We start from the raw sequence: 18,868 nt of genomic DNA, 5'->3' as shown, positions 1-18,868 counted from the left end.
GGAGACAGTCGCGCCGACCGACGTCGGACGCGACTGTTCCGTGCACTCAGCGGGTGGGGGTAGCGGCCTTGATGCCCAGGTAGACGCGGTCGCGGGCGAGCGGCAGCTCCGTGAACCGCACGCCCGTCGCGGCGCGGACCGCGTTGGCGAGCGCGGGCGCGACGGGGTTGAACGGGCTCTCGCTCATCGACTTCGCGCCCATCGGGCCCACCGTGTCCGACGTCCGCGCGAAGTAGACCTCGCTGCGCGGGGTGTCCGCGAACGTGGGCAGGTGGTACTGGCGGAAGATGTCCGTCGTGACACGGCCCGTCTCGTCGACCACCACGTTCTCGTAGAGCGCCGCGCCCAGGGCCTGCGCGATGCCGCCCTCGACCTGGCCGCGGCACTGGCGCGGGTTGACGACCTCCCCGGCGTCGGCGGCCTGGACCGACTGGAGGATGCGGATCTCCCCCGTCCCGCGGTGCACCGCGACGCGGAAGCCGTGCACGTTGAACGCGACGGAGCGCGGGGTGCCGCCCCAGCGGCCCTCGGCGACGAGGTCGATCCCCGCGTCGTCGGCGGCGCGCGCGACGTCGGCCAGCGGCAGGACCGTCCCGGCGCAGTCGACAGCGCCGGGCACGAGCCGGCAGTCGCCGGGCGCCGCGCCCGCGACCCCGGCCGCGACCTTGAGCACCGCCTCGGCGAGGTCCTGCGCGGCGGCGAGCGACGCCTTGCCCGCGACGACCGTGCCGGTGGACCCGAACGCGCCGGTGTCGTGCTCGACGAGGTCGGTGTCGGACTGCCGCACGACGACGTCGGCGGCGTCCTGCCCGAGCGCGCTGGCGACGAGCTGGGCGTGGACGGTCGTCGTGCCGTTGCCGAACTCGGCGGTCCCGACCTCGGCCTCGACGACCCCGTCCGGCCGGATCCGCACGCGGGCGTGCGCGTAGTGCCCGCGGGGCGGGACGGTGTCGATCATGGACAGCGCCGTCCCCTCGCCGACACCCCACTCCGGGCCCAGGTCCGGGAGCGCGTCCGGCCCGGACCCGGCGCGCGCGCCGTACGCGGCGACGTCGCGCGCCCGGCCCCGTGCGAGCGCGTCGGCGGCCAGGTCGAGGCACTGGTCGAGCCCGTAGCTGCCGTAGAGCACGTCTTCCTCGGGGGTCGGGTGCGTGGAGAGCATGGGGTCGCCGTCGCGCACGACGTTGCGGCGCCGCAGCTCGACCGGGTCCATCCCGAGCCGGCGCGCGAGCTCGTCGACCGCCGACTCGACCGCGAAGATCATCTGCGACAGCCCGTACCCGCGGAACGCGCCCGCGGGCACCGTGTTCGTGTAGACACAGTGGGCGTCGACCTTCTTGTTGTCGCACCGGTAGACGGCGAGCGACTCGCCGCACCCGTGGAACATGACGCCCGGGCCGTGGTTCCCGTACGCCCCGGTGTTGCTGAGGACGTCGAGGTGCAGCGCCGTGAGGGTGCCGTCGCGGCGCGCGCCCGCGCGCACGCGGATGCGGAACGGGTGGCGCGTCGTCGTGCCGACGAACTGCTCGCGGCGCGTGAGCTCGAGCTGCACGGGCCGGCCGAGCCGCAGGGTCGCGAGCGCGATGACGTCCTCCGTGAGCACCTCCTGCTTGCCGCCGAACCCGCCGCCCACGCGCTCGCAGTGCACGCGCACGCGCTCCGGGTCGAGGTCGAGGACGCGCGCCAGGTGGCGGCGCGCGAGGAACGGCACCTGCGTGGACGACCGCACGACGAGCCGCCCGTCGTCGTCGAGCGACGCGACGGCGCAGTGCGTCTCGAGCGCCGCGTGCTGCACGCGGTGGGTGCGGTACGTGGCCTCGTGCACGACGTCGGCCTCCGCGAGCCCGCGCTCGACGTCGCCGAGCTCGCTGTGCACCTCGGCGACGACGTTCGCCTCCGGCCGCGAGACACGCGCGGCGGCGGCGTCGAGCTCGGGGTGCACGAGCGGGGCGCCGGGCGCCATGGCCGCTTCCGGGTCGACGACGGCGGGCAGCGGCTCGTACTCGACGCGGACCCGGCGCACGCCCTCCTCAGCGGCGGCGACGGTCTCGGCGACGACGGCCGCGACCCGCTGGCCGACGTGCCGCACCACGTCGTCGAGGATCCGCGTGTCGTCGGGGTCGTCGGTGAACAGCTCGTGCTGCGCGGTCGAGAACCGGGTCGCGGGCGCGTCCTCGTGCGTGAGCACGGCGTGCACGCCGGGCACCGCGAGCGCCTCCGTCGTGTCGATCGCGACCACGCGCGCGTGCGCGTGCGGGGACCGCACGAGCTTGAGGTGGAGCAGGCCCGGGTAGTCCGCCGGGTCCACGTCGAGCGTGTACCGCACCGTCCCGGTGACGATCCCCCGCCCCGCCGGCGCGGGCACGTCGCGCCCGAACGCCCGGCCGGCCGAGCGAGCGGCGTGATCCCGCGAGGCAGAGCCCAGGTCACCCGAGGTAGCGGCCTGGTCACCCGAGGTAGCGGCCTGGTCACCCGAGGTAGCGGCCTGGTCACCGCCCGACGGCGCGCGCTCACCCGTGCCCGGCGCGCTCCCGGTCGTGTCGCCGCGCCCGAGGACGGCGTCCTCGATCGCCCGGTACCCCGTGCAGCGGCACAGGTTGCCCTTGAGGTTGCGCGGCAGGTTCTCGCGCTGCGCGTCGTCGAACGTCGCGGCGGTCATGATCATCCCGGCGGTGCAGAACCCGCACTGGAAGCCCTGCGCGTCGAGGAACTGCTGCTGCACCGGGTGCAGCGCGTCCTGCGGGCCGTGGGGGGCGTGGTCGCACGCGCCCGCGGGCTCGTCCCCGGCCGCGCCGCCCGGGCACGACGTCGCCGCGAGCCCCGCGATCGTCGTCACCTCGTGACCGGCCGCGCGTCGTGCGGGGTAGACGCACGAGTGCACCGGGACGCCGTCGACGTGCACGGTGCACGCGCCGCAGTCGCCGCCGTCGCACCCCTTCTTCACGCCGAGCGCGCCCTGCTCGCGCAGGTAGGTGCGCAGGCACTGGCCCGCCCGCGGCTCGGTGCGGGCGGTGCGGCCGTCGATCGTCACCGGCGGGGCCGGGTCCGGGGCGGGCGTCGTCGTCATCGGAGGCCTCCGTCCGAGGTCGTGCCGTCGACGAGCTCCGCGCGGATCTGCTCGCCGAGGCGGTAGGTCATGTCCCGGCGCCACTCGGGCAGCCCGTGGATGTCGTCGTGGTAGAGGTCGGCGGGGATCGCGCCGTCGAGCGTGGTGACGAGGTCCGCAGCGGTGGGCAGCGCGTCCGCCGCGAAGCGGAGCTGCACGGGCCGGCGCGTCGACGCGGTGACCGTGAGGACGAAGGCGCCCCCGGCGTCGGGCGGGTCGACCCGGCCGACGAGCAGCACGCCGGAGCGCCCGAGGTTCGACAGGGACAGGCGGCGGAACGCCGTCCGCGAGCGCAGCGCGTGGTCCGGCAGACGGATCGCGCGCAGGAGCTCCGCGGGCGCGAGCGTGTTGCGCAGCTCGCCCGTGACGAGGTCGACGACGGGCTGCTCCCGGCGGGTGCCGCCCGGCCCCCAGATCTCCGCGACGCCGTCGAGCGCCGCGGTGAGCGAGATCATCGGCCCGGCAGGCAGGGACGTGCAGACGTTGCCCCCGACGGTCGACGTGTTCCAGATCTTGAACGACGCGACGAAGCTGTCGCAGCACGGCCGCACGAGGTCCAGCGCGCGCCACCGCTCGCGCACGGGCGCGGCCTGCGCGCTCTCCTCGAACGCCCACAGCTCGGCGACGGTGCACGTCGCGGCGATCTCCAGGCCGTCGCCGGTGACCGTCAGCGCGGGCCACCCCGCGCTCGTCAGGTCGAGCAGGCGCCGGAGCGTCTCGCTGCCGTAGGAGAACAGGACGGTCCCGCCCGCGAGCCACGCGTCGCCCTCGCGCCAGTCGGCGGGGTCGGCGGTCGGGACGAGGTCGGTGACGGTGCCCAGGTCCATCAGGGGGCCTCCTCGGGGTGGGGGCGGTGCGTCGGTGCACCGTCCGGTCGTGCGGCGGGCTCCGCGTGGAGCGGGCCCGAGCTGCTGCTGAGCGGGACGACGGCGGAGCGCCCGTGCCGGGTGGCGACGAGCTCCGCGGTGACGGAGACGGCGACCTCCTCGGGCGTGACGGCGCCGAGGTCGAGCCCGATGGGCGACCGCAGGCGCGCGAGCGCGGCCTCGCCCACGCCCTCGGCACGCAGCGCGGCGACGCGCTGGGCGTGCGAGCGGCGCGAGCCCATCGCGCCGACGTACGCGAGCGGCAGGTCCAGCGCGAGCCGCAGGAGCGGCACGTCGAACTTCGCGTCGTGCGTGAGCACGGCGACGGCGGTCCGCGCGTCGAGCCGGCCCGCGGCGGCCTCCACGGCGAGATAGCGGTCGGGCCAGTCGACGACGACCTCCGCCTCGGGGAAACGGCGTGGGTCCGCGAACACCTCGCGCGCATCGACGAGCGTCACGCGGTAGCCCACGAGCCGGACGTGCCGCACGAGCGCGCCCGCGAAGTCGTTGGCCCCGCACACGAGGAAGCGCGGCGCGGGCAGCCGCGTCTCGACGAGCAGCGTGACCGGCTCGACGTCGTCGCACGGGTCACCCGGGACGGCGGCTCCTGCCCGGACCTGCGCGCCGGCGGGCGCCTCGGGCGACGACGGCCGCGCGCCCGGCCCGCCGTGCGCCGCGTGCACGGTCGCCGTGCCGCCCGCCCGCAGCACCGCCACGACCTGCGCCGCGGCGGCTGCCAGGCTGTCGGGGCCGACGAGCCCGCGCAGCACCCGGGCGACCGCTGCCTCGTCGGCAGCGCCCGGGTCGTCCACGACGACGACCGTGCGCGCGCCGCCGTCGATGCGGCGGACGAGGGCCACGGGCGCGGCGGGCTCTTCCCGCGCCGCGAGCGCGTGCAGGGCGCGCGTCGCGTCGTCGTCCGGGAGCACCGGCTGGACGTGGACGTCCAGCGTCCCGCCGCAGCTCAGCCCGACGGCGAACGCGTCGTCGTCGCTGTACCCGAACGTCTCGCGGTGGCTCGTGCCGGACGCGATCGCGTCGAGCGCCGCGGCGTGGACGGCACCCTCGACGCACCCGCCCGACAGGCTGCCGAGCACGGCGCCGTCGGCGCGGACCGCCATCGCGGTGCCGACCGGGCGCGGCACGGACCCCGACGCGGCGACCACCGTCGCCACGGCGAAGGGTGGCTGCCCCGGACCGAGCCAGGGGGCGAGCCGGTCGACGATGTGGAGCATCGTGGCCTCGCTTCCGCCAGGGTGCCGGCGAACCGGCGTCCTTCCAGTGAACCCTTGCGGTGAGTCCCCTGCGCACCCGGGCCGGCGTCGGCTGTGACGCTCCCGGTCGCAGGGCTTGAATCCGCCCGTTGACGTCCCTCGAGCACCGAGGGGCCTTTCCGTCCAGCGGAACCGATCTTCCGCTCGACGGACTCCACGCTAGCACGCGCTGAGGCGTAGGTCACCGTCCCGGCGGGACGGACGACTACGATCAGCCCATGACCGCCGTCTCGCTCGGGATGCCCAGGCTGCGGTCCGCCGCGCCCTCCGGCGTCCCGGCCGACCTCGACCCGGCCCGCCCGGCGACCGACGCGCTCGTCGACCGGTACGGCCGCGTGGCGCGCGACCTGCGCATCTCCATCACCGAGAAGTGCTCGCTGCGGTGCACGTACTGCATGCCCGCCGAAGGGCTGCCCGCGATCCCCCGCGAGGACCTGCTCACGCCCGACGAGATCGGCAGGGTCGTGCGGGTCGCGGTGGCGCGGCTCGGCATCACCGACGTCCGGTTCACCGGCGGCGAGCCGCTCCTGCGGAACGACCTCGCCGACATCCTGCGCGCCGCGCGCGCCGCCGCGCCGGGCGTGTCCCTCTCGCTGACGACCAACGCGATCGGCCTCGACAAGCGCGTCCGCGGGCTCGTCGACGCCGGGCTCGACCGCGTGAACATCTCCCTCGACTCGGTCGACCGCGCGCACTTCGCGCGCCTCACGCGGCGCGACCGCCTGCCCGACGTGCTCGCCGGGATCCGGGCCGCGCTCGACGCCGGCCTCGCCCCGGTGAAGCTCAACGCCGTCCTCATGCCCGAGACGCTGGCGGGCGCGGCCGACCTCCTCGCGTGGGCGGTCGAGCACGGCTGCCACCTGCGGTTCATCGAGCAGATGCCGCTCGACGCCGACGGCCGCTGGACGCGCGACGACCTCGTCTCCGCGACGGACCTCCTGGGCGTGCTGGGCACCCGCTTCGACCTGCTCGAGGTCGGGCGCGACGACCCGTCGGCGCCCGCCGAGGAGTGGCTCGTGGACGGCGGACCCCAGACGGTCGGCGTCATCGCCTCCGTCACGCGCTCGTTCTGCGGCGCGTGCGACCGCACCCGGCTCACCGCCGAGGGCACCGTGCGCTCGTGCCTGTTCGGCGACGACGAGACCGACCTGCGCGCGATCCTGCGCTCGGACGACCTCGACGAGGACGAGCGCGACGACGCCCTCGCCCGGGCGTGGCAGGGCGCGACGTGGCGCAAGCCGCTCGCGCACGGCAGCGACGCCCCCACGCTCGCCGCCGACGCCTTCGCGGCGACGACACGCAGCATGGGCGCGATCGGCGGCTGAGGTGAGCGCCGGGCGGTGGCGCAGATCATAGGGTGAAGCCGGTCACCTCGGTGCATCAGCCCAGGTCAGAGCCGCCGTCTCTTCCTACCATGGATCTCGTGACGACGATCTCTCCCGCACCCACCAACCGCCCCTCCTCCTCGATCTCCGGCGCGTCCTCGACGACCCCGGACAACAGCGCGTCCGCGCTCCCGATCTACCGCACCGACGAGCGGTCCGGCTCCTGGAAGGCCGGCACCAAGAGCGTCCTGGGCGCGGCCGTCGGCGCCGTCGTCGGGGTCGTCGTGCTGAGCTGGTTCGGCCTCGTCCTCGGGACCGCCGTCGGCCTCGGCATCGGCATGCTGCTCGACAACCGCCCCGCCGCGCGCTGACCCGACCGTCCCCTCCCGGCCCGAGCGGCCGGGCAACCCGCCCGACATCGTCGTCGCCCGGCGGATCCCGAAGGAAGCTCGCGAGAGGCGAGAAGTGGCCCCTCCCCGGCTCCGGCCGGGGGACGCTTCTCGCCTCTCGTCGTCTGACCGACGGTCCAGCGGCCCTGGTCCTACAGCCCGACCCACTCCGAGACGCCGTCGTCGAAGTGCTGGCGCTTCCAGATCGGCACCTCGGCCTTGATGCGCTCGACGAGCAGCGAGCAGGCCTCGAACGCCTCGCGGCGGTGGCCCGCTGCCGCGGCCGCGACGAGCGCGACGTCACCGATCCCCAGGCTGCCGTACCGGTGGACCGCGGCGGCCCGCAGCCCCGTCTCGGTCGCCACGTCCGCGACGCAGCGCCGGATCACCGCCGTGGCGTCGGGGTGCGCCTCGTAGTCGAGCCGCGTCACGCCCCGACCGCCGTCGACGTCGCGCACCACGCCGCGGAACGTCACGACCGCCCCGCACTCGGGCCCCCCGACGGCCTCCTCGACGGCGCGCGACACGGCGTCGTCGAGCACGTCCGTCGTCACACGGCTGGGGTCCGTGGGCGGCGCGCCGCCGTCCGTCTCCTGCGTCACAGCTCCCGCACCTCCACCTCGGTCCCGGCGTCCCACTCTGTCACGTCGGCCGGGACGTCCACGAGCACGTCCGCGCGCGCCATCGACGCGACGAGGTGGGAGCCCGCTCCCCCGACGACGCGCACCGTGCCCCCCGGACCCGTCGCGCCCCGCAGGAGCTGCCGCTTGCCCGCGGGCGAGGTCAGCGGCTCGGCGAGCACCGCCGTGCGCACGCGCTCGGCGCCGGGCAGGCCCGCGGCCCGCTCGAGCGGCTCGCGCAGGAACATCGCGAACGACACCTGCGCGCTCACCGGGTTGCCCGGGAAGGTGAGCACGGGCACCCCGTCCACGGTGCCGAACCCCTGCGGCCCGCCCGGCTGCATCGCGACGGAGCGGAACGTCACGTCCGACGACGCGCCCCCGCCGAGGACGTCCTTGACCACCTCGTACGCGCCCTGCGACACGCCTCCCGACGTCACCACGAGGTCCGCGACCGCCGCGGCCTCGGCGAGCACGACGGCGAACCGCTCGGCGTCGTCGCCGCACCGGGCCGTGAGCACCACGTCGCCGCCCGCGCGCCGCACGGCGGCACCGAGCGCGTCGGCGTTCGCGTCGAAGACCTGCCCGGGGCCCGGGGTCTCTCCCGGGCCGACGAGCTCCGACCCCGTCGACAGGACCGCGACGCGCGGCCGCGCGACGACCCGGACGCGCCCGACCCCGCACGCCGCGGCGGCGGCCAGGTGGTGCGGCGCGAGAACCGTCCCGTCGGGCAGCAGGACGTCGCCGGGGCGGACGTCGGAGCCCGCTTGGCGCACGAAGTCTCCCGCGGCCCGCGGCACCCGGACCTCGACGGCCTCCGCCGTGCCCGGCGTGGCAAGAGCGTCTCCGGCCGCCGGACCGGTGCGGTCGTCCCGCGCCGCACCCGTGGGCGTGCGGGCGAACGTCCCGGTCGCGGTGTCCTCGACGGGCACGACGGCGTCCGCTCCCTCGGGAACGGGCGCGCCCGTCATGATGCGGGCGGCCGTGCCCGGCGCGAGCCGGGGCGGGACGCCCGGCGCCGCCGCGATCTCGGCGGCCACGGCCAGGCGGACGGGGGCCTCCGTCCGCGCGTCGGCGACGTCCGCGGCGCGGACGGCGTACCCGTCCATCTGCGAGTTGCGGAACAGCGGGACGGCGACGGGCGCGACGAGGTCCCCCGCGAGGACCCAGCCGAGCGCGGCGGCGAGGTCGACGTCCTGGGTGCGGGCGCGCCGTCGGGCCGCGTCCACGAGGGGTGCGAGGAGGGCCGCGACGTCCGCGCGGTGCTCGTCGACGCTCACCCGTGCTGTCCCGGCCATGCCTCGCCCTCCCCGTTCCTCGCACGCCGACGGGCCACCCGGAGGAGCGGGCGACCCGTCGGCCGTGCGGTCGATGTCGAGGCTCAGCCTCCCACGACCGCGGTGAGCGGACCGCGCACGAAGTACACGACGAACCCGGCCGCGACCACCCACAGCAGCGGGTGGACGTCGCGCGCCCGCCCGCACGCGGTCCGCAGCAGGACCCACGTGACGAACCCGATACCGATGCCGTTCGCGATCGAGTACGTGAGCGGCATCGTCACGATCGTGAGGAACACCGGCAGCGTCACCGTGAAGTCGGTGAGGTCGATCTCCTTGATCTGGCCCATCATCATCGCGCCCACGACGACGAGCACCGCGCTCGCGACCTCGATCGGCACCACCGCCGTCAGCGGCGTCAGGAACATCGCGACGAGGAAGAGCCCGCCCGTGACGACCGAGGCGAGGCCCGTCCGCGCACCCTCGCCCACGCCCGCCGCCGAGTCGACGAACACCGTGTTCGACGACGACGACGTCGCCCCACCGACGACCGCGCCCACGCCCTCGACGACGAGCGCCGACTTGATGCGCGGGAAGTTGCCGTCCGCGTCGGCGAGGCCGCCCTGCTTGGCGAGCCCCGTCATCGTGCCCATCGCGTCGAAGAAGTTCGTGAAGAACAGCGTGAACACGAGCATCGTCGCCGCGAGCGCCCCGATCCGGTCGAACGCGCCGAACGAGAGCTGCCCGAACAGGCTGAGGTCGGGCACCGACACCAGCGAGCTGGGCAGCGCCGGCACGGTGAGGTGCCAGCCGCCGGGGTTCGTCTCCGACGCCGGGCCGAGGTGCAGCACGGACTCGGCGACGATCGCGACGACGGTCGTCGCGACGAGCCCGATGAGCAGCCCGCCCTTGACCTTGCGCGCCACGAGGACGCCCATGGTGAGCAGCCCGACGACGAACACGAGCGTCGGGACCGAGGTGATGGACCCGCCGTCGCCGAGCTGCACCGGCGGCCCGCCCGGGGTGCGCGTGACGAACCCCGCGTCGACGAACCCGATGAACGCGATGAACAGGCCGATGCCGACCGTGATCGCGGCCTTGAGCTGGCGCGGGACGGCGTTGAAGATCGCCGACCGCGCGCCCGTCACGGCGAGCAGCACGATGAGCAGGCCGTTGACGAGCACGAGCCCCATCGCCTCGGGCCACGTGACGTCGCCGATGACGGCGACGGCGAGGAACGAGTTGATGCCCAGCCCGGCCGCGAGCGCGAACGGGAGGTTCGCGACGAGCCCGAACAGGATGGTCAGGCCACCGGCGGCGAGGCCGGTCATCGCGCCGACCTGCGCCGTCTGGAGCCACCCGCCCGCGACGTCGACGGGCGCGTTCTCGGCGCTCGTCCCGCCGAGGATGAGGGGGTTGAGGATGACGATGTACGCCATCGCGAAGAAGGTCACCAGCCCGCCGCGGAGCTCGCGCCCCGTGGTCGAGCCGCGCTCGGTGATCCGGAAGAAGCGGTCGAGCCGGCCGGTGGCCGGTCCGGTGCCGCGTGCGTCGTCGTTCCCGGCGGTCTGCCGCCGCATGCCGAGGAGAGTCACGTCCTTGTGCCCTTTCCCGAGGTACCGATCGACCGCGCGGCCGGTCAGTACTCGACCCGGGAGTCGAGGGCGCGCCAGGCGTCGAACGGCGCGGTGGCGGTGGCCGTGCGCTCGTGCACGACCTGCATCACCCGGTCGGCCGGGTCGGCGTCGAAGAAGTCGTAGAAGGCGGCGTCGTCGAAGCCGGCGCGCGCGGCGTCGTACCGGTCGGCGGCGTAGTGCACGGCCTGCACGCGCGCCCAGAGGGCGGACGCGAGGCACATGGGGCACGGCTCGCAGCTCGAGTAGAGCGTCGCGCCCGTGAGGTCGAAGGTGCCGAGCGCGGCGCACGCGCGCCGGATCGCGGTGACCTCGGCGTGCGCGGTGGGGTCGTTGTCCTGCGTGACCCGGTTGTTGCCCTCGAACACCTGCCCGTCGGCGGTGACGACGACGGCGCCGAAGGGTCCTCCGGCGTGCGCGACGCTGTCGACCGCGAGGGCGACGGCTCGGTCCAGGTGTGATGTGTCCACGACAAGAGTGTCCATGGTGAGTCTCCACGGTTCGGGCAGCGACGCCGGGTGCTCCGCCTCCGGCGTCCGGGCTCGTCGGTGAGCCGGGAGGAGGCGGCCGGCGGGCCGCTGCAGGCGAGTTGTCACGTCCGCCTGGTAGGTAGCTGCCGGTGTCGGATCGATCGTGTCGACCACCGAGCGTGTCGCTCGGCCCGGGCCCGCCGTTGGCACTCTCGACGGTAGCAGCGCGTGGCGGACGTCACAAGGGTTTCGGAAGAACTTTTCCGAGATACGGATTTCCGCGTCGGGCAGAGCCCCCGCCTCGATGCTCCCGTGAGGTCTGTTGCGGAAGGATCTGCCGCCCGGAAGAGTTGTCCCAGCGCAGGTCCGACGCCCGGGGCGCCGCCCCGTCCCGACCCACCCGGAGGCCCAGTGACCGAGCCCGCTCCGCCGTCGTACCTCCCCGTCGTCCGCGTCCCCGCCCGACCGGGCCCGCCGCTGCGCTTCCAGCTCCGCCCCGTGGCGCCCTCGCTCCGCTCGTTCCTCGCGACCGAGGCGGGCGGCGCCGTCCTGCTCCTCGCCGCCACGGTCGTCGCGCTCGTGTGGGCGAACTCCGCGTGGTCCGGCGCCTACGACGCGCTCTGGTCCACGGAGGCGGGCTGGCGCGTCGGGCCGTGGACGTTCGAGATGGACCTGCACCACTGGGTCAACGACGCCGCGATGGCCGTGTTCTTCCTCGTCATCGGCCTCGAGATCAACCGCGAGGTGACGAGCGGCGAGCTCCGCAACCGCCGCACCGTCGCCGTCCCGGCGCTGGGCGCGCTGGGCGGCCTCGCCGTGCCCGCGCTGATCTACCTCGCGTTCAACGTGGGGTCCCCCGCTCAGCACGGCTGGGGCATCGTCATGTCGACGGACACCGCGTTCCTCGTCGGCATCCTCGCGCTGTTCGGGCCGCGCTGCCCCGACCAGCTCCGGCTCTTCCTCCTCACGCTCGCCGTCGTCGACGACATCGGCGCCATCTCCGTCATGGCGCTCTTCTACACCGACGACCTGTGGCTCCCGGGGCTCGGCGTCGCCGCCGTGCTCGTCGCCGTGATCCTCGTGCTGCGCTGGCTCGGCGTCTGGCGCCTCACGCCGTACGCGCTCGCCGGGATCGCGCTGTGGGGCGCGGTGTACGCCTCGGGCGTGCACGCGACGCTCGCGGGCGTGCTCGTGGGCCTGCTCGTGCCGTCGCGCTCGTCGCGCCCCGTGGACGTCGCCGTCGTGCCGAAGTACGCCAAGCGGCTCGCGCAGGAGACGACGGCGGAGCGTGAGCACCTCACCGAGCTCGCCGCGCGCGCGGCCGTGCCCACCAGCGAGCGCCTCCAGCGCGTGCTGCACCCGTGGAGCGCGTACGTCGTCGTGCCCGTCTTCGGCCTCGCGAACGCGGGCGTGCGGCTCGACGGCGAGTCGCTGCGCGCCGCCGCCACGTCGCCCGTGACGATCGGCGTCGCCGTCGCGCTCGTCGTGGGCAACGCCGTCGGCATCTTCGGGGCCGCGGCGCTGGCCCTGCGGCTCGGCCTCGGCGACCTCCCGGGGCGGGTGCGGTACTCCCACCTGCTCGGCGGGGCGATCCTCGCCGGCATCGGGTTCACCATCTCGCTCTTCATCGCCGAGCTCGCGTTCGACGACGAGGCGCTCGTCGAGCAGGCCAAGATCGGCATCCTCGCGGGCTCGCTCGTCGCCGCCGTGCTCGGCTCCGTGGCGCTGCGGCTCTTCGGCGAGCGCTGGCCCCTGTGCTCGCCCGGCGCGGGCGGCCCGCCACCGGAGCTCCCACCGCTCCCCTGGCACCCGCCCGCGACCACGTGACCGCGCGGCGCGTCAGGGGTCGCGGGCGGCGAGCACGACACGCCACGGCACGCCACGGCACGGCACGGCACGGCGCGGCGCGGCGCGGCACGGCGCGGGCCGGGGTCCGGCCGGCCGGGCGCTCGGGCCTGCGCGGTGACCTACGACCGCGCGGCGGCGATCGCGGCCCGCAGGCCCTCGGCGGTGACGCGGCCGCGGTAGCGGACGCCGTCGACGAAGAGCGTCGGGGTGCCCTGCACGCCGACCGCGAGCGCGTCGGCGTAGTCGCGCTGCACCGGGGCGGCGTGCTGCTGGGCCGCGTCCCCGACGACCGACGCGCCGTCGAGCCCGAGCTCCTCGGCCCGCTCGGCGAGCCCGGCCTCGCCGAGCTGGTCCTGGTGCGCGAACAGCGCGGCCTGCATCTCCCAGAACCTGCCCTGCGCGGCGGCCGCCTCGACGGCGAGCGCGGCCGACAGCGCGTGCGGGTGGATCTCGAACAGCGGGAAGTGGCGGAACACGAGGCGCACCCGGCCGTCGGAGGACTCGACGACCTGCCGCAGCACCGGGGCGGCGGCGGCGCAGTACGGGCACTCGAGGTCGCCGAACTCGACGATGGTGACGGGCGCGGCGGGGTCCCCGAGGACGTGCGCGTCGGCGGGGACGAGCTGCGCGGCCGGGACGCGGTCGGGGGTCTGCTCGCTCACGCTGCCCAGCATGGCACGGGGCGGCGCGCGTGGTCAGGCGAGGGCGAGGGGCCGGGTCTCCTGGGCGGCGCCCGGCACCGGCTCGACGACGCGTGCGAGGTCCGGGCCCGCGCTGTCGCGCCACCAGCCGAGGTTCCGCGCGTGGCGCGCGTAGACCGACGCGGGGTCGGCGCTGAGCGTCACGGCCGTCTCGGCGAGGAAGACGGCGTCGACGGTCTCGGGCGGGGTCGGGACGCCCGCGAGGACCCGCAGCGCGCCGCGGAAGCGCGGGCGGTGGTGCAGGCGCTTGACGAGGTTGAGCGCGCCGAAGAGCAGCCCGGGGCGGACGCGGCAGACGAGCTCGTCGTCGCGGTGGAGCTGCGCGCGCAGCCGCTCCTCGTCGACGACGAGACCGCGCGCGACGGCCTCGCCGAGCATCCACAGCAGGGCGGTGTCCGAGAGGGCGCGCGCCCGCGCGCCGCCCCCGACGTCGCTGTGCCCGCCGGGGAACCAGACCTGCTTGACCCGGGACGCCATGGCCACGGGCACGTCCCAGAGGCACGGCTCGAACGTGATGCGGCGGTCGTCGATGGCGAGCGCCTGGCGGGCGCACCGGACGTCGGTCGACAGACGCAGGTCGTGGAACCGGCTGCGGCGGCGCGACAGCCCGGGGACGCCGAGCGCACCCACCGTGTCGAACACCCCGAGGAACGCGACGGGCACGTGGTCGTGGCAGTACGCGGCGCGGAACGTGCGGGCACGCTCGGCCCGGCGAGCGGCGTCGCGGTCGCGGTAGACGTCCTCGGCCTCGCACAGGTGGTCGCGCGCGAGCGCGTCCTGGGTGAGCAGCCCGACGGTCGCGACCATGCCGACGACGCTGCGCGCCGTGTACGCGCCGCGGCTGAACCCGAAGACGTAGATCTCGTCGCCGGGCTCGTAGTTGAGCGCGAGGTGCCGGTACCCCGCGACGACGTTGCGCGTCAGGCCGTACCCGAACGCCCCGCCGAGGAGCCGGTCGACGAGGTAGCCCTGCGCCCCGACCCCCTCGACGGAGAACACCATCTGCTGGACGCCGTCCGGTCCGATGCCGGTGCGGACCGAGCGCGCGATCTTCTCGATGTTCGACACGCTCGCGTTCACCGGCGAGTTCCACGTGCCGTCGCAGCACAGCACCAGCCGCTTCATGACCCCTCCTCGATCCGCCCCCGGCGGCGCGTCGGGGACACCATCTGGGGAGGGTCGTCGCGCTCCGGCTGATGCACGACGGCGCCCGCCGACGCACGGACCGGTCGGGGTTCGTGAGCAAGCCGTGAGCGTGTCCGTGCGCACCCCGGATCCGTCCGGGGCGGTCGTCGTCGTGCCGTAGGTTCTGGCGGTGTGACCGCCACGAGCACCGCCCCGCCCGCCGACCCCGCGGACCACCCGCCGGGTGGCCGGGAGCGTCGGCACGCGCGCGAGCCGCACCGGCACCGGGCCGCGTGGATCGCGGCCGTCGTGGCGCTCGCCCTCGTCCTCGGCGGGGGCGGCGGGGCGTTCGCCTGGTACCGGGACACGGAGTACGACGCGCTGGCCGACCGGACCGCGACCGCCGAGGACCTGCTCGCGGCGTCGGACGGGAAGGTCGCCGACCCGGCGGTACGGGCCGCGCTGACGACCGAGGTGGACGACGCCCGCGCCCTGCTCACGGCACCGTTCCTCGACCGGATGACCACGGGTACGGACGCGGCGGACCGGTCGCTCGTCTCGGCGTCGGACGCCGTGCACGCCTCGATGCTCGACCACGCGCGCGGCGAGGTGAGCGCGGCGCGCGCGAGCCTCGCGACCGCCCGCGAGCTGGGCGAGAAGATCTACGCCGCGACGGAGGGCCTCGGCGCCGACGAGGCGGTCCGGGCCCGGCTGCGCGACGCGCTGGACACCGCGGCCGCGGCCGACGACGCCGCGGAGGCGGGGCTCGCGGGCGACGACCTCGCGGCGCTCGAGCAGGCGGTGCTCGACCTGGGGGCAGGCCTCGGGGTCGTGAGCACGTCGACGGAGGAGACGTCGGTCGCGCAGGACGCCGTCTCGTGCCCGGCGCCGGACCAGGTGTGGGACCCCGACGGCGGCCGCGTGCCCGACTCCGCCCTCGCGCCGATCCCCTGGTCGCCCGGCGACCGGGTGCGCGCCGACGTGCTCGACGGGCTCGTCGCCCTCGACGCCGCGTACGTCGAGCGGTTCGGCGTGCACCTGACGATCAACTCCTCGTACCGCACGTTCGAGGAGCAGCAGGGCCTGTACGACCCGTCGTCGCCCATCGCGGCGCCGCCCGGGTGCTCGAACCACGGGCTGGGGTTCGCCGTCGACCTGGGCGGCGGCGTCCAGGCGTTCGGCACCCCCCAGTACGAGTGGCTCAAGCAGAACGCCGAGACCTACGGGTGGACGCACCCCGACTTCGCCGAGCCCGACGGGCGCGTGCCCGAGCCCTGGCACTGGGAGTCCGTGCTGGCCCGCGCGGACGGCTGAGCGCGGCGCCGCTCGCGCCGGGAACGCCGGGGAGCGCCGGGCGCGAGTCCTCAGGAGGCGTGCGCCCGCTCGACGTCGACGTGCGTGACGTCGCCCGGGGTCGGGCCGTCCCGCAGCCAGGCGACGAGGCGGTCGACGGCGTCCGGCGCCCCGGACGCGACGACCTCGACGGTCCCGTCGGGCCGGTTGGTCGCCGCGCCGTCGAGGCCGAGGGCGGCGAGCCGCTCACGCGTCGCCCAGCGGAAGCCGACGCCCTGCACGCGCCCGTGCACGAGCGCCCGCACCGCGGCGTCCGCGGTACCGGGTGCCGCGCCCTCGCCCGGGCGCGTCACTGGTGCACGTGCGCCGGGGCGCCCGTCGACGACGCGATGTCCGACTCGGCGTCGTCCAGCAGCCGGTCCGCGAGCCGGCGCAGCGCCCGCCCGACGGCGATCTCGTCGCCGATGAGCGGGACGTCGCGGTCGTGCGGGTCGCGCCGCGCCCGCCCGACGGTCCGCACGTGCTCGGGCGTCTCCGCGACGAGGACCGCCTCCGCCGTGGTCCGGCCCTCCGACTCGACGACGCTCACCTGCACGCGCCACACCTTCGTGGTGTCCGTGCCGTCGCCCGTCTCCGCACCCGGGACGTGCTCGACGTAGCTGTCCGACCCCGGGTAGACGAGCGTCCGCTCGCCCGTGTCGGCCCACTCGACGAGGTACGGCGGCGAGCCGTCCTCGTGCCGCAGCTCGACCACGACCCCGTCGCGCACCGCCCCGCCGACGACGCCCGAGGCGGTCACGATCCTGTCCCCGACCGATGCCCTCATGGCTCCTCCTCGTGCCGCACCGCTCTTCCATCATGCGACCGTGGCCCGTGCCCTGCACCCCCGGTGCCCGGGGACGTCACGCCCCGAGCTGGTCCCGCAGCGCCGCGGGGTCGTGCACGGGGAGCCGGCACACGAAGTCCGCGCACAGGTAGGCGCCCGGCCCGCGGTCGGCGAGCAGACCGACGCCGTCGGCGGTGAGGGCCGCGGCGTCGCCGGGCGTCGCGGCGAGCAGCAGCCCGCCCGGGTGGTACCAGTCGCGCGCGGCGGCGAGGAACCCCTCGCGCCGGTCGGCGTCGGCGACGACCACGAGCTGGTGGGGCGGCTCCGCGAGCCCGACGGCGACGCGCAGCACGCCCGCCGCGCCGATCGGGTGCTCGCTCGCGGAGGCGGACGCGGCGACGTGCGCGAGCGCGGCGTCCCGGTACCGCGGCTCGCCCGTCGTGAGGTGCGCGAGCAGCGCGGCCCGGGCGGCCGCCGTCGTGCCCGAGAGCACCGCGCCCTCCGACGGGTCCGCCGCCGCGCCGGCGGCCAGCCCGAGCTCGGTGAGCACCGGGTCCGTGCCCTGCGGCGGCGTGAGGTCGCCGTCCGCGCCGACGGTCGCGTCGACGAGGCGCAGGCCCTCGCGCACGTACCGCGCCTCCCCGGTGAGTCCCCCGAGCACGAGGAGCGCCGCCGCGAACGCGCCGTGGTCCTCCAGCGTCGCGACGGCGTCCGAGACGACGCCGCCCTCCGACGCCCGCACGAGCGACCCGTCGGCCCGGACGTGCGTCGCGAGCAGCCGGTCGGCGGCCGCGCGCGCGGCGTCCGTGAGGTCGGGCAGCGCCAGGTGGTGCCCGGCGCGCGCGAGCGCTTCGACCGCGAGCCCGTTCCACCCCGTGAGCACCTTCGTGTCGAGCGGCGGCGGCTCGTGGTGGGCGCGCTCGCCCGGCGGGAGCAGGTAGTACCCGCCCTCGACGCGCTCGCCGTCCACCACGGACTCCGAGTCCTGCGCGCTCGCGAACGCGCCGTCGGCCAGGCGCAGCACGCGCAGGAGGAAGCGGCCGACGTCGCCCGCCACCTCGGCGGTCGCCTCGCCCGGGTCCGGCGTGCCGGGCGCCTCGGCGGGCGTGCGCAGCGGTCCGTCCACGGGTCCGGTGCGGCGCAGCACGGCGAGCGTCGTCGCCGCCGAGAGCAGCTGGGCGTTGTCGTAGAGCATCCGCTCGTAGTGCGGCTCGGACCAGTCCGGCCGGGTCGCGTACCGGAAGAACCCGCCGTCGACGTCGCGCAGCGGGCTCGCCGCCATCGCGTCGATCGTGCGCCCCGCGAGGACGAGCGCGCGCCGCGCGACCTCCGGGTCCACGACGGACGACGCGGCGACGTCGAGCAGGAGCTCGAGCGTCGGGGCGACGGGGAACTTGGGCGCGCCGCCGAAGCCGCCGTGCACGCGGTCCTCCGCCGCCTCCAGCCGGTCGACGACCCGCCGGGCGTGCTCGGCCGGGTCGGCCACGAGCCCGCCGTCGGCGGCGGCGGACGTCCCCGAGCCGTCGACCGCCGTGGCGGCCGCGCGCGGCACGCCCGTCCGGCGGCCCGCCGCCGCGTCGCGCAGCGCGGCGCGGATCGCGTCCCCGGTCTCGACCGCCTGGTCGCGCCGCTGCTCCCAGGCCTGCGCGACGGCGTCGAGCACGTCCCGGAACGCAGGTCGCCCGGCGACGGGGACGGGCGGCCAGTACGTGCCCGCGTAGAACGGGGCGCCGTCGGGCGTCGTGAACACCGTGAGCGGCCAGCCCAGGTCCGGGGTGAACGCGCTCGCCGCGGCGAGGAGGCTCGCGTCGACGTCGGGGTGCTCCTCGCGGTCGACCTTCACCGCGACGAACCCGCGCGCGAGCAGCGCACCGATGTCCGGGTCGGAGAAGCTCTCGCGCGCCATGACGTGGCACCAGTGGCACGTGGCGTACCCCACCGACACCATGACCGGCACGTCTCGGCGGCGCGCCTCCGCGAACGCCTCGGCGCCCCACGGGTACCAGTCGACCGGGTTGCCCGCGTGCTGGCGCAGGTACGGGCTCACGGCGGCGGCGAGGCGGTTGACCATGACGTCCAGCCTCCCAGGTCGACGCGCCGCTCGCGGCTCGGGC

The 18,868-nt window shown here is 76.1% G+C and carries 16 protein-coding genes; 4 read left to right on the top strand and 12 right to left on the bottom strand.

All coding sequences use genetic code 11. From position 1 onward, the window contains the following. Positions 1 to 46 precede the first annotated feature (46 nt). The 3 genes from ABIE39_RS06085 to ABIE39_RS06075 are packed head-to-tail and all read right to left on the bottom strand — an operon-like array spanning position 47 to position 5,207. Positions 47 to 3,067: a molybdopterin-dependent oxidoreductase gene (locus ABIE39_RS06085; protein WP_354050838.1), complete on the bottom strand. Its 3,021-nt coding sequence runs from the start codon at positions 3,065 to 3,067 to the stop codon at positions 47 to 49. After that, positions 3,064 to 3,933, bottom strand: a complete 870-nt coding sequence (locus tag ABIE39_RS06080; protein ID WP_209827267.1) for an FAD binding domain-containing protein — start codon at positions 3,931 to 3,933, stop codon at positions 3,064 to 3,066. Before ABIE39_RS06080 ends, ABIE39_RS06085 begins: the two co-directional genes overlap by 4 nt. Then, positions 3,933 to 5,207 carry an XdhC family protein gene (locus ABIE39_RS06075; protein WP_354050837.1) on the bottom strand — a complete coding sequence of 425 codons (1,275 nt, stop codon included), beginning with the start codon at positions 5,205 to 5,207 and terminating at the stop codon, positions 3,933 to 3,935. Before ABIE39_RS06075 ends, ABIE39_RS06080 begins: the two co-directional genes overlap by 1 nt. A 257-nt stretch (positions 5,208 to 5,464) precedes the next feature. On the opposite strand from ABIE39_RS06075, the gene moaA reads away from it, so the two are divergent. Both moaA and ABIE39_RS06065 read left to right on the top strand, forming a co-directional pair. Next, positions 5,465 to 6,571: a GTP 3',8-cyclase MoaA gene (gene moaA / locus ABIE39_RS06070; RefSeq protein WP_175007950.1), complete on the top strand. Its 1,107-nt coding sequence runs from the start codon at positions 5,465 to 5,467 to the stop codon at positions 6,569 to 6,571. 98 nt (positions 6,572 to 6,669) lie between these two features. After that, positions 6,670 to 6,942 carry a hypothetical protein gene (locus ABIE39_RS06065; protein WP_175007949.1) on the top strand — a complete coding sequence of 91 codons (273 nt, stop codon included), beginning with the start codon at positions 6,670 to 6,672 and terminating at the stop codon, positions 6,940 to 6,942. A gap of 170 nt (positions 6,943 to 7,112) precedes the next feature. Here the strand turns inward: ABIE39_RS06065 and ABIE39_RS06060 are convergent, their stop codons facing one another. The 4 genes from ABIE39_RS06060 to ABIE39_RS06045 form a co-directional block, all read right to left on the bottom strand. Beyond that, entirely contained in the window at positions 7,113 to 7,562 is a 450-nt protein-coding gene (locus ABIE39_RS06060; RefSeq protein ID WP_175007948.1) for a molybdenum cofactor biosynthesis protein MoaE, read from the bottom strand. Further along, positions 7,559 to 8,878, bottom strand: coding sequence for a molybdopterin molybdotransferase MoeA (locus ABIE39_RS06055; RefSeq protein ID WP_354050835.1), 1,320 nt, complete (start codon positions 8,876 to 8,878; stop codon positions 7,559 to 7,561). The genes ABIE39_RS06060 and ABIE39_RS06055 overlap by 4 nt, the downstream gene beginning before the upstream one ends. Positions 8,879 to 8,961: 83 nt before the next feature. After that, positions 8,962 to 10,437 carry a solute carrier family 23 protein gene (locus ABIE39_RS06050; RefSeq protein WP_175007946.1) on the bottom strand — a complete coding sequence of 492 codons (1,476 nt, stop codon included), beginning with the start codon at positions 10,435 to 10,437 and terminating at the stop codon, positions 8,962 to 8,964. A gap of 59 nt (positions 10,438 to 10,496) precedes the next feature. Next, on the bottom strand, positions 10,497 to 10,976 hold the full coding sequence (locus ABIE39_RS06045; RefSeq protein ID WP_175007945.1) for a deaminase: 480 nt from the start codon (positions 10,974 to 10,976) through the stop codon (positions 10,497 to 10,499). Positions 10,977 to 11,372: 396 nt separating this feature from the next. Between ABIE39_RS06045 and nhaA the strand changes: the two genes are divergently transcribed. Further along, a complete protein-coding gene (nhaA, locus tag ABIE39_RS06040) occupies positions 11,373 to 12,788 on the top strand; it encodes a Na+/H+ antiporter NhaA (RefSeq protein WP_209827259.1) in 1,416 nt (471 codons plus the stop codon). 140 nt (positions 12,789 to 12,928) lie between these two features. Here nhaA and ABIE39_RS06035 read toward each other — a convergent pair whose 3' ends face one another. Beyond that, the gene (locus ABIE39_RS06035; RefSeq protein WP_255437006.1) at positions 12,929 to 13,471 is read right to left on the bottom strand and encodes a DsbA family protein; all 543 of its coding nucleotides are present in this window, start codon (positions 13,469 to 13,471) and stop codon (positions 12,929 to 12,931) included. A 33-nt stretch (positions 13,472 to 13,504) separates the two neighbouring features. Then, positions 13,505 to 14,635: a T6SS phospholipase effector Tle1-like catalytic domain-containing protein gene (locus tag ABIE39_RS06030; protein ID WP_354050833.1), complete on the bottom strand. Its 1,131-nt coding sequence runs from the start codon at positions 14,633 to 14,635 to the stop codon at positions 13,505 to 13,507. Between the two features lie 192 nt (positions 14,636 to 14,827). On the opposite strand from ABIE39_RS06030, the gene ABIE39_RS06025 reads away from it, so the two are divergent. After that, entirely contained in the window at positions 14,828 to 15,949 is a 1,122-nt protein-coding gene (locus tag ABIE39_RS06025; protein WP_354050831.1) for a M15 family metallopeptidase, read from the top strand. 50 nt (positions 15,950 to 15,999) lie between these two features. On the opposite strand, the gene ABIE39_RS06020 is transcribed toward ABIE39_RS06025, so the two are convergent. The 3 genes from ABIE39_RS06020 to ABIE39_RS06010 all read right to left on the bottom strand — a co-directional run bounded on the left by ABIE39_RS06020 (position 16,000) and on the right by ABIE39_RS06010 (position 18,825). Continuing rightward, entirely contained in the window at positions 16,000 to 16,281 is a 282-nt protein-coding gene (locus ABIE39_RS06020) for an acylphosphatase (protein ID WP_175007940.1), read from the bottom strand. Then, positions 16,278 to 16,754, bottom strand: coding sequence for a dsRBD fold-containing protein (locus ABIE39_RS06015; protein ID WP_061266925.1), 477 nt, complete (start codon positions 16,752 to 16,754; stop codon positions 16,278 to 16,280). The genes ABIE39_RS06020 and ABIE39_RS06015 overlap by 4 nt, the downstream gene beginning before the upstream one ends. A 76-nt stretch (positions 16,755 to 16,830) precedes the next feature. Beyond that, positions 16,831 to 18,825 carry a thioredoxin domain-containing protein gene (locus ABIE39_RS06010; RefSeq protein ID WP_354050829.1) on the bottom strand — a complete coding sequence of 665 codons (1,995 nt, stop codon included), beginning with the start codon at positions 18,823 to 18,825 and terminating at the stop codon, positions 16,831 to 16,833. Between the last annotated feature and the right edge of the window lie 43 nt (positions 18,826 to 18,868).

This window comes from Cellulosimicrobium sp. 4261, from assembly GCF_040546915.1.
GTDB classification, from domain to species: Bacteria; Actinomycetota; Actinomycetes; order Actinomycetales; family Cellulomonadaceae; genus Cellulosimicrobium; species Cellulosimicrobium cinnabarinum.
This window is presented reverse-complemented; position numbering and strand designations above follow the sequence as displayed.